Genomic DNA, 10,315 nt, shown 5'->3' on the forward strand with positions numbered 1-10,315 from the left:
GCTTGCACGGATTCCACACGCAACAGTTGGCGCGCCGACCCTTGTCACTTCTAGAACTCGTTACTACCTTCGAGCCAAATTCTGATGGGCCGTCAGACCTTGGAGTTGCCCGATGTCATGCCCCGCGCTGCCCGAAGGCTTCGACGCCACCGACCCCGACCTGCTCCAAAGCCGCGTCCCGCTGCCCGAGTTCGCGCAGCTGCGGCAGACCGCCCCCGTGTGGTGGTGTCCGCAGCGACGGGGCATCACCGGCTTCGACGACGAGGGCTACTGGGTCGTGACCCGGCACGCGGACGTCAAGTACGTCTCCACGCACCCGGAACTCTTCTCCTCCACCACCAACACCGCGATCATCCGTTTCAACGAACACATCCAGCGTGAACAGATAGATGCCCAGCGTCTGATCATGCTGAACATGGATCCGCCGGAGCACACCCGCGTACGCCAGATCGTGCAGCGCGGCTTCACCCCGCGGGCGATCCGCGGACTGGAACGGGCCCTGCGCGACCGGGCCCGCCGGATCGTCGAGGAGGCCGCGGACGCCTCGGCGGACGGCAGCTTCGACTTCGTCACGCAGGTCGCCTGCGAACTCCCGCTCCAGGCCATCGCGGAGCTGATCGGCGTACCCCAGAGGGACCGCGCCACGATCTTCGACTGGTCCAACAAGATGATCGCCTACGACGACCCGGAGTACGCGATCACCGAGGAGGTCGGGGCGGAAGCGGCGATGGAACTCATCGGCTACGCGATGAACCTCTCCGCCGAGCGCAAGAAGTGTCCGGCCAAGGACATCGTCACGCAGCTGGTGGCGGCCGAGGGCCAGGGCAACCTCGGCTCCGACGAGTTCGGCTTCTTCGTCCTGCTGCTGGCGGTCGCGGGCAACGAGACCACGCGCAACGCCATCAGCCACGGCATGCACGCCTTCCTCACCCACCCCGAGCAGTGGGAGCTGTACAAGCGGACGCGCCCCTCGACGGCGGCGGAGGAGATCGTGCGCTGGGCCACCCCCGTGGTGTCCTTCCAGCGCACCGCCACCCAGGACACCGAGCTGGGTGGCCGGAAGATCAAGGCGGGCGAGCGGGTCGGGCTGTTCTACTCCTCCGCCAACCACGACCCGGAGGTCTTCGAGGACCCGGACGCCTTCGACATCACCCGCGACCCCAACCCCCACCTGGGCTTCGGCGGCGGCGGTCCGCACTTCTGCCTCGGCAAGTCCCTGGCCATCATGGAGATCGACCTGATCTTCAACGCGCTGGCCGACGCCCTGCCCGACCTGCACCTGGCGGACGGAGGCCCGCGCCGGCTGCGCGCGGCCTGGCTCAACGGCATCAAGGAGCTCCGGGTCACCCGCGCCTGACCCGCGGCCCATTCAGCCCCGCCGGCGTTCGAGGTGCGGGGGCTCGGGGGCAGCGCCCCCGCAACGGCGCCGCGGGTGGTGACCCGACGCCCAGCCCGCAGCGAACCGTCAGCCGGTCCCCCGGGCGGCGGACACGGCCGGCTCCTCCACCCGCGGCCGCGGCAAGCGCACCTGCGCCCCCACCCCCGCAGAAGACCCCCGCGGCCCGGACAGCACGTACACCAGCCCGAAGCCCGCGGACACCACCGCCGCCCCGCCCACCGCGTCCAGCACCCAGTGATTGGCCGTCGCCACGATCGCGCACACCGTGATCAGCGGGTGCAGCACCCCCAGCACCTTCTGCCAGCCCTTCGGCGCCAGCACCACGATCACGATCCCGCACCACAGCGACCAGCCGAAGTGCAGCGACGGCATCGCCGCGTACTGGTTGGAGATCGCGGTCATCGCCCCGTAGGACGGATTGGCCAGGTCCTGCGGTCCGTGCACGGTGTCGATGAAGCCGAGTGCGGGCATCAGCCGCGGCGGCGCCAGCGGGTAGAGCCAGAAACCGACGAGAGCCAGCACGGTCGCCAGCCCCAGGGAGGCCCGCGCCCAGCGGTAGTCCCCCGGCCGGCGCCAGTACAGCACCGCCAGGATCGTCAGCGGCACCACGAAGTGGAAGGAGGTGTAGTAGAAGTTGAAGAACGCCTCCAGCCAGGGCGTCTTCGCCACGGCGTGGTTCACCGCGTGCTCGATGTCGATGCCCAGCGCCCGCTCGATCCCGTGGATCTGCGCGCCGTTGCCCTCGGCCAGCGACCGGCTGGTGGGCGCAGCGGCCCGGATGTGCGAGTAGAGCGAGTACCCGACCCGTATCAGCAGCAGCTCCAGCAGCAGGTTCGGCCGGGACAGCACGCGCCGCCAGAACGGCATCAGCGGCACCCGCGACCAGCGGGCCGCCACGGGCCGCCCGTAGGCCGTCGGGACGGGCTCGCGCCAGTACGGCGAGGAGCGCGGCAGGAACGGCACCGCGCAGGCCGCCGCCAGCGCTGCCAGGAGCAGCACGTTGTCCCGTACGGGAGCCAGCGCGGCCAGGTTGGGCAGCAGCACGTCGCTCGGCAGTGTCATGGCGAGGACCACGGCCACCGGCCACACGGGACGGTCGGCGGCCCGGCTGCCCACCTTTCCCGCGACGGCGAGCAGTACCCACAGCAGCTGGTGGCGCCAGCCGGCCGGGGACACGGCAACGGCCACGCAGCCGGTGATGGCGACGGCGAGCAGCAGCTGCCCGTCGCGCGCGTAGCGGACCGCGCGGCGCAGGCCGATCCAGCCGATGCCGGCCGCGAGGGCGGCGTAGAGAAGCATCTCGGCCGGTCCGGACAGGCCGAGGCGCAGGAGCGCGCCGTGCACGGACTGGTTGGCGAGGCTGTCCGGGGCCCCGCCGAGGCCGGTGCCGGCCAGGTGCTGGATCCAGTACGTCCAGGAGTCGCGGGGCAGCGCCGCCCAGGACAGGGCGGTGGCGCCGGCGAAGGTCACGGCGGCGGTCCGCGCGGCGGGGCGGCGGCCGGTCAGCCACAGCAGCGGTGCGAAGAGCAGCAGCGCGGGCTGGAGCGCGGCGGCGAGACCGACGAGGAATCCGGCCGGGCGCTCGCCGGGCACGCGGAAGACGGCCAGCAGCACCAGCAGCACGGGAAGGACCGCCGTCTGGCCGGGTGAGGCCGCCTCGCGGACGGGCAGCGAGACCATCATCAGCGCGGTCAGCACGGGCGCGGCCAGCAGGGCGGTGCGGCGCGGGACGGGGTCGGGGAGGCCGCGTGCGGCGACGAGCCCGATGGCGGCGACGAACAGCAGCGTCACGCAGGTCCAGGCGACCTCCAGCGACGGCGCGGCCAGGCCGAGGAACGGCCTGAGGACCAGCCCGGCGAACGGGCTGCCGGTGAACTGGCCGGCGTCGTAGAGCGAGCCGGGCAGGCCGCCGGGAAGGTGGAAGCCGCTCAGCCATTCGCCCGGTGGGACCCGCAGCACGGCGGCGGCCTGTCTGACGGCCAGGGCGCCTGCCAGCGCCCACAGGAGCAGGCGCGCCGCCCCGAGTCTGCCGCTACCGCCTATGACTCCGGCATGTCCGTTCGCACCGCTGTGTTCTGCCGCGTTAGCCACGCCTCGCAGGCCTCCCGCCCTGTTGACCGCAACCCTGACTTCGCCTGGCTGCCGCGTTTCCTGCCCCGTGCCATTACCTGGACGACGATATCCCGCGCGGGATACCTAGGATGGCCCGCATGAGCATCGTGAAGATCAACGCGCTGACCGTCCCCGCCGAGCAGCGGGAAGTGCTGGAGCAGCGCTTCGCCTCCCGTGCGGGCGCCGTGGAGAACTCGGACGGGTTCGAGTGGTTCGAGCTGCTGCGTCCCGTCGAGGGCACCGACCAGTACCTCGTGTACACGCGCTGGCGTTCCGAGGAGGACTTCCAGGCGTGGATGGAGGGGCCGATGAAGGCCGCCCACCAGGGCGGCGGCGCAGGTGGGGCGGGTGGCGAGGGCGGCGGGCGGCCGAAGCCCGCGGCGTCCGGCTCGTCGGTGTGGTCGTTCGAGGTCGTGCAGCAGGCGGCGCCGAAGCAGGCGTGACCCCGCCCGGCAGCTCGCCCTCCCGATACGCGGGAGGGCGCTTCCCGGGGCCGGGTACGGGGGTCGGCGGCAGGTCGGCGGCAGGTCAGCGGCAGATCAGCGGGCAGGTCAGCAGCCTGCCGGTGGCCGGTTCAGCCCCAGAAGGCGTCGCTCTCCTCGATGTCCTCGGTGCACTCGTCGATGTCGGTGATCTTGTCGCCGATGATGGTGAAGAAGAGGCCCGCGCGGATCTCGATGCCGCGGTCGCCGCGGTCCCCGCGGGCCGTGTGGAAGCTCATCACGTGGCCGCGGCCGTCGGCGAGGACCGCTTCGGGGCGGACCTGGAAGGTGCCGCCGGTCTCCTCTCCGAGGCGCCGGTAGAGGTCGAGGACGGCTTCCCGCCCCTTGTGGTGCCCGGACATCGGGCCGCTGCCGGGCACGTGGTGGATGACGTCGGCCGTCATCAGCCTGCCCAGCGTCTCCATGTCGCCTTTGGCGAAGGCCTCGTAGCCGCGGCGGACCAGGGCACAGTCGGGATGCTCCGACATGACGGTTCCCACCCTCCACGCGTATGGTTTATCCCTTTTCCCTATCATCGGCCCGGCTCTGTGGATATTCCACGCGGCTGATCCGCCGCGAACTCCACAATGACGTCATGACGACACCCGCGCACAGCAAGCCCGGCAGCACGAAGCCCGCCCGCCCCGGCGAGTGGCACGTGACGACCGAGCCGTTCACCACGCCGGATGCCACGGCCCTGCTCCGTGCCTATTACGCCGAGGTCGCCGGCCGGTACTGGAAACGGCCCGTCACCGAGGCCGAGATCGATGAAGGGCTCCTGGACTTCCCGGCCGACGGGCTCGCTCCACCGACGGGCCAGTTCGTGGTCGGCCGGTGGGACGGCGAGCCGCTGGCCTGCGGCGGGATACGGCTGCTCGACCCGGTCACCGCCGAGCTCACACGGGTGTACGTCGACCGGCGCGCCCGCGGTACCGGTGGCGGGGCGGCACTGCTCGGCGTCCTGGAGGCGCAGGCCCGCGCGATGGGCGCCGAGCGGCTCCGGCTGGACACCCGGTCCGATCTCGTGGAGGCCCGGGCGCTGTATGCGCGACACGGCTACGCGGAGATACCCGCGTACAAGACCGACCCGTATGCGGAGCACTTCTTCGAGAAGCGCCTGGTCTGATTTACGTCCTTCGAGAGGGGCCTGGTCTGATCCGCCTGAGCGATCCGCCTGGCTGATCGCCTGGCCGATCCGCCGTGCCGGGATCCGTCCGGTCCGGTCCGGGGCGCGGCGACTAGGGCGCGGCGTGGTCCCGCCGCGCCGAGGCCTCGTAGGGCTCCTCGGCGTCGGATCCGCAGAGCTCCGCGTTGATCTCGCGCACCAGCTGGACGAGGTCGGTCGGCCGGTCCGGGCCCCACCAGTCCCCGAGCAGCTCGGCGAGCGACTCCTCGCGCGCGTAGGCGAGCCTGATCGCGGCCTCCCGCCCCTTGCCGGTCAGGACGAGCGCCAGCCCGTCGCGGACGGCGAGCCCGCGCTCCTCGACCTGGCGGGCGGCGTCCGTGACGGCCCTCAGGGGCACGATGGTGCGCTCGGCGAGCCTGGAGGGCTCGGCGGACCCGTACTTGTTGATCCGCATCAGCAGCCAGCTCGTTGCGGGCAGCAGGTCGTAGCCCGCCTTCTCGGTGATCTTCTCGTAGACGTGCCGGCGGCCCTCCCTCGTACCGAGCAGCGACAGCGCCCGGGCCACCTCGTCGTGGGAGGAACGCTCGACGGGGTTGGAGGCCAGGGTCTCGGTGACGTCGGGTGCGGTGACGGAGACGCGGAGCTTGTCCTCCTTCAGGAACCAGGCGACGACGAAGGCGATGAGGACGATGGGGACGGCGTAGAGGAAGACGTCGGTGATGGAGGTCGCGTAGGCGTCGAGGACCCGGGGACGCACATCGGCCGGGAGCGCGCCGACGGCCCGCGGGTCGGCCTCCAGCTGCGCGGCGCCCACACCGGGCGGCAGCCGGGCGCCCTCGAGGGCGGAGGCCAGGCTGCCCTGGAGCTGGTTGGTGAAGATCGTGCCGAAGATCGCGACGCCGAAGGAGGCGCCGATGGAGCGGAAGAAGGTGGCGCCGGAGGTCGCGACGCCCAGGTCGGCGTAGCTGACGGCGTTCTGCACGACCAGGACGAGTACCTGCATGACGAGGCCGAGGCCCACACCGAAGACGAAGAAGTAGGCACTCATCTCCCAGGTGGAGCTGGTGCGGTGCAGCTGGTGGAGGAGGAGCAGGCCGATGGCGGTGACGCCGGTCCCGGCGATGGGGAAGACCTTCCACCGGCCGGTCCGGCTGACGATCTGGCCGGAGGCGGTGGAGGAGATCAGCATGCCGAGCACCATGGGCAGCATGTGGACGCCCGACATCGTCGGCGATACGCCCTGGACGACCTGGAGGAAGGTCGGCAGGTAGACCATCGCGCCGAACATCGCGAAGCCGACCACGAAACTGATCACCGAGCAGAGGGTGAAGGTGCGGATGCGGAACAGCTTCAGCGGCAGCACGGGTTCGACCGCCCGGCGCTCCACGTGGATGAAGGCGACCAGCAGTGCCGCCCCGAGGACGGCCAGGCCGATGATCTGCGCCGAGCCCCAGGGCCAGGTGGTGCCGCCGAGGGAGGCGACCAGGACGAGGCAGGTGGCCACCGAGGCGATGAGCAGGGTGCCGAGGTAGTCGATGGTGTGTTTCGAGGAACGCACGGGGATGTGCAGCGCGGCGGCGATGACGGCGAGGGCGACCAGACCGATGGGGATGTTGATGTAGAAGACCCACCGCCAGGACAGGTGGTCGACGAACAGGCCGCCCAGCAGCGGGCCGAGCACGCTGGTCGCGCCGAAGACCCCGCCGAAGAGGCCCTGGTACTTGCCCCGTTCCCGCGGCGGGACGATGTCGCCCACGATCGCCATGGACAGCACGATCAGCCCGCCGCCGCCGAGGCCCTGCAGCGCGCGGAAGCCGATGAGCTGGGGCATGTTCTGGGCGAGGCCGCAGAGGGCGGAGCCGATGAGGAAGAGGACGATGGCGTACTGGTAGAGCTTCTTGCGTCCGTACTGGTCGCCGAGCTTGCCCCACAGCGGGGTGGCCGCGGTCGAGGCCAGCATGTAGGCGGTGACCACCCAGGACAGGTGGGCCATCCCGCCGAGGTCGCTGACGATGGTCGGCAGGGCGGTGGAGACGATGGTCTGGTCGAGAGCGGCGATCAGCAGGCCCAGGAGCAGCGCGCCGATGGAGACCAGCACCTCGCGCGAGGTGCGTTCGGCGCCGGGTCCCGGACCCTTCGGGCCGGGGCCGGGCTCTACGGCGTCCGCGGTCACATCCTGAGCCATCGATGCCTCCTCGGGCCGGATCAACATTTCCATCCTGCGCGGTGTGTCCGGTTATGGCCTCTCGAATGGGTGGGGACCGGCCCCGCGGGTCTGCATAATCGCTGGCAATGGCCAGGGAGGGATTCCAATGAGCGCTGAGCACTGTCCGGATTGCGACGCCGTCGGCGCGGACTGCGCGTGTGCGCCGGGTGCGCGTTTCGACCCGATGCGTGTGCGCCCGTACGTGACGTTGCCCGACCCCGGCGAACCGGAGGGTACGGCCCCGCCGCCGATAACCGGCGCGGTGTCCCCTGCGCCGCAGGACGACACGCCGGCGTACGGGATACCCGTACCGTCCGCGCACCATCCGTGGCCCGAAGGCCCGGCCGCCGTGCCGCGCCCGGACGAGACGACTCGGCTCCGGGCCGTCCCGCAGGCGGGCGGCACCGGCCCGAGGCAACAGGGCCGTCCCGCGGGCCGGCGGCTGCTGCCGCTGCTGATCGGCGCCGCGGCGGCGGTGGCGCTCGGTGGTACGGCCGTGGCGGTATGGGTGATGCCGGGTTCGGACGGGGGCGACGCCGCCGTGCTGGACGCCAAGGCTTCGGCGCCCGTGCTGAAGGTGGCCCCGGCCGAGCCGTCCCGGACGCCGTCCCTGTCGTCCCCGTCGGCCTCACGCTCGGCCTCCGCCTCGCGCTCCCCGTCGCCGAGCGCCTCCAAGTCGGCGTCGCCGACCCCTTCCCCGAGCGCGTCCCGCACGTCGGCGCCGCCCTCCCCCAGCCCCTCGCCCACCGCGAGCCGCACCACCGGCTCCCCGCCGGCGGCGCAGGGGCCGACGCTGCGCTACGGCGATTCGGGGGCCGAGGTGGAGAAGCTCCAGCGCCTGCTCGCAGGGCGGGGCCTGTACCGGGGCCGCGTCGACGGGAAGTACGACTGGAAGGTCGAGAACGCGGTCTCGACCTTCCAGTACAACAACAACATCGACGACGAGTGGGGCGTCTACGGCCCTGTGACCCGTCGGGCGCTGGAGGGATGAGGCTCACACCCAGCGCGGTGGCGCGAGCCGGTCCTCTTTTGTATCGTGGAGGAACAAAGTGGTTCCGCCTTCACTCCCTGACCGGTGGGCGGAACCACTTGTTCTCTTTTCCCGCCCGTCTGGAGCCCCGCCGATGCCGGCCAGCACCACCACCGCGCCCGTCGTCCTGACCGCCAGGGCCCTGCTCCTGGACATGGACGGCACCATCGTCAACTCCGATGCGGTGGTCGAGCGCTGCTGGCGCGACTGGGCGGTCTCCCACGGACTGGACCCGCAGGAGGCCCTCAAGGTGGTCCACGGCCGCCAGGGCTACGCCACCATGGCCGTCCTGCTGCCGGACCGCCCGATGGAGGTCAACCACGCGGAGAACGCCGTGATGCTGGCCCGCGAGACGGCCGACACCGACGGTGTGGTGCCGGTCGCGGGCGCACGGGAGTTCATGGCGGCCCTGAGCGGCCTCCCCCACGCCTTGGTTACCTCCGCGGACGCCGCCCTGGCCACGGCCCGCATGACGGCCGCCGCACTCCCGATGCCGCAGGTCCGGATCACGGCCGAGTCCGTCGGGGCCAGCAAGCCGGACCCGGAGGGCTTCCTCAAGGGCGCGGCCGCGCTGGGCGTGGCCCCGGCGGACTGCATCGTGTTCGAGGACTCCGAAGCGGGCATAGCCGCAGGCCGCGCGGCGGGCATGCGCGTGATCGGCGTGGGCCCCCGCGCGGCGACCCACACCCCCACGGCCCACGTCCCCGACCTGACCCCCGTCCACGTGACCACCACCCCGGACGGCTCGCTGCGCATAACGCTGACGCCCGGGGGCTGAGGGGGCCGGGGCCTGCGCCGGTCGGCGTCACGGAGGGCCGGGCGGGGGCGGCGGGGGCTTCGGAGGGCGGGGGCTGTGCTGGGTCGGGGTGGGGTGGTTGGGGCGGGGGCTTTGGGAGTCGGGGTCCGCGCTGGTCGGCGTCAGGGAAGGGTTGGGGGTTTCCCGTCAGTCTCATCGTCTCTCCGTGTCGGGCCGACCCCTCAAGGGCGCTCCCTGCGGTCGCGTCGCTTCGCGATGTCGCTGCGCTCCACCCTTGACCGCCCGTCCCGCCCCGGACATACGAAGACTGCCGGGAACCCCCCAAAGGAACGGGCCGGGGGACAGAGAGACATTCGGGGAGATCAGGGAGGCGACTGCCCGCTTCGGCGGGCACGTCCCGGCCCGGGCCCGTAGGCAGGCACGTCCGGGTCGGGGGGCGCATCAGATCGCTACACACTTGCTCTCAGCTCAGCGGCTGCCACTTGCTCGTGGCCGGGCGTAAGCGTCACAAGCCGCCCACGGCCGTCACCTGTCCCTCTTTGCCCGCGACAGCGGGCAGTTGGGAGCAGAAAAAACAGAAGAAAGGGCCGGGGTGGAGTGGGGTAAGGGGCGAGAGGGAGCGCTTGAGCACCCTTCGGACGGCCCAGCGAGCCCTGCCGGAGCCTGACGCCGAACTTTCCAACGCCACACTCCGTCAGGCGCCTTTCCCACTCTCACCTGGGCGCCAAACATGGACAAACTGCCCGCAGTCGCCGTCCCGGAGACGCGTGTAGCGATCCGAGGCGGCTTATGCCAAGCCACAAGCAGGTGGCAGCCGCCAAACGAGAGACGTGTGTAGCGATCTGTGGCAGCTTATGCCCGGCCACAAACAACTGGCAGCCGCCATGCAGGAGAACTGTGTAGCGATCTGATGCGCCCCCCAACCCGGAGCATGCCTGCCTACGGGCCCGGGCCGGAACATGGCCGCCGAAGCGGACAGTCCGCTCCCTGATGCCCCGCGCCTGTCTCTGTCCCCCGGCCCGTTCCTTTGGGGGTTCCCGGCAGTCTTCGTATGTCCGGGGCGGGACGGGCGGTCAAGGGTGGCCGAAGGCCATCGCGAAGCGACGCGACCGCAGGGAGCGCCCTTGAGGGCCCGGCCCGACACGGAGAGACGATGAGACTGACGGGAACCCCCCAACCCACCCCCGATACCGACCAGCGCGG

8 protein-coding genes are annotated in these 10,315 nt (G+C 71.6%); 5 read left to right on the forward strand and 3 right to left on the reverse strand.

Annotated elements, in window-relative coordinates:
* The first annotated feature begins 112 nt into the window (after nt 1-112).
* Nucleotides 113-1,357, forward strand: a complete 1,245-nt coding sequence (locus AMK16_RS15020) for a cytochrome P450 (RefSeq protein ID WP_073914781.1) — start codon at nt 113-115, stop codon at nt 1,355-1,357.
* A 108-nt stretch (nt 1,358-1,465) separates the two neighbouring features.
* Here the strand turns inward: AMK16_RS15020 and AMK16_RS15025 are convergent, their stop codons facing one another.
* Nucleotides 1,466-3,490 (reverse strand): bifunctional glycosyltransferase 87/phosphatase PAP2 family protein, encoded by a 2,025-nt coding sequence (locus AMK16_RS15025; RefSeq protein WP_073914783.1) that lies wholly within the window; start codon nt 3,488-3,490, stop codon nt 1,466-1,468.
* Nucleotides 3,491-3,609: 119 nt separating this feature from the next.
* On the opposite strand from AMK16_RS15025, the gene AMK16_RS15030 reads away from it, so the two are divergent.
* Nucleotides 3,610-3,954 carry an antibiotic biosynthesis monooxygenase family protein gene (locus tag AMK16_RS15030; RefSeq protein ID WP_073916043.1) on the forward strand — a complete coding sequence of 115 codons (345 nt, stop codon included), beginning with the start codon at nt 3,610-3,612 and terminating at the stop codon, nt 3,952-3,954.
* A 131-nt stretch (nt 3,955-4,085) separates the two neighbouring features.
* Here AMK16_RS15030 and AMK16_RS15035 read toward each other — a convergent pair whose 3' ends face one another.
* Complete coding sequence (locus tag AMK16_RS15035; protein WP_073916048.1) at nt 4,086-4,481, reverse strand: nuclear transport factor 2 family protein; 396 nt, start codon at nt 4,479-4,481, stop codon at nt 4,086-4,088.
* 107 nt (nt 4,482-4,588) lie between these two features.
* Here AMK16_RS15035 and AMK16_RS15040 point away from each other — a divergent pair, with 107 nt between their 5' ends.
* Entirely contained in the window at nt 4,589-5,119 is a 531-nt protein-coding gene (locus AMK16_RS15040) for a GNAT family N-acetyltransferase (RefSeq protein WP_073914785.1), read from the forward strand.
* Nucleotides 5,120-5,231: 112 nt separating this feature from the next.
* On the opposite strand, the gene AMK16_RS15045 is transcribed toward AMK16_RS15040, so the two are convergent.
* Nucleotides 5,232-7,304, reverse strand: a complete 2,073-nt coding sequence (locus AMK16_RS15045) for an MDR family MFS transporter (RefSeq protein ID WP_073914788.1) — start codon at nt 7,302-7,304, stop codon at nt 5,232-5,234.
* Nucleotides 7,305-7,431: 127 nt separating this feature from the next.
* Between AMK16_RS15045 and AMK16_RS15050 the strand changes: the two genes are divergently transcribed.
* Together AMK16_RS15050 and AMK16_RS15055 are read left to right on the forward strand one after the other, a co-directional pair.
* Nucleotides 7,432-8,316: a peptidoglycan-binding domain-containing protein gene (locus AMK16_RS15050; RefSeq protein ID WP_143196818.1), complete on the forward strand. Its 885-nt coding sequence runs from the start codon at nt 7,432-7,434 to the stop codon at nt 8,314-8,316.
* Nucleotides 8,317-8,449: 133 nt separating this feature from the next.
* Complete coding sequence (locus AMK16_RS15055) at nt 8,450-9,133, forward strand: HAD-IA family hydrolase (RefSeq protein ID WP_073914792.1); 684 nt, start codon at nt 8,450-8,452, stop codon at nt 9,131-9,133.
* The last annotated feature ends 1,182 nt before the right edge of the window (nt 9,134-10,315 follow it).

The sequence above is a fragment of the Streptomyces sp. CB00455 genome (genome assembly GCF_001905445.1).
Taxonomy (GTDB): Bacteria; Actinomycetota; Actinomycetes; order Streptomycetales; family Streptomycetaceae; genus Streptomyces.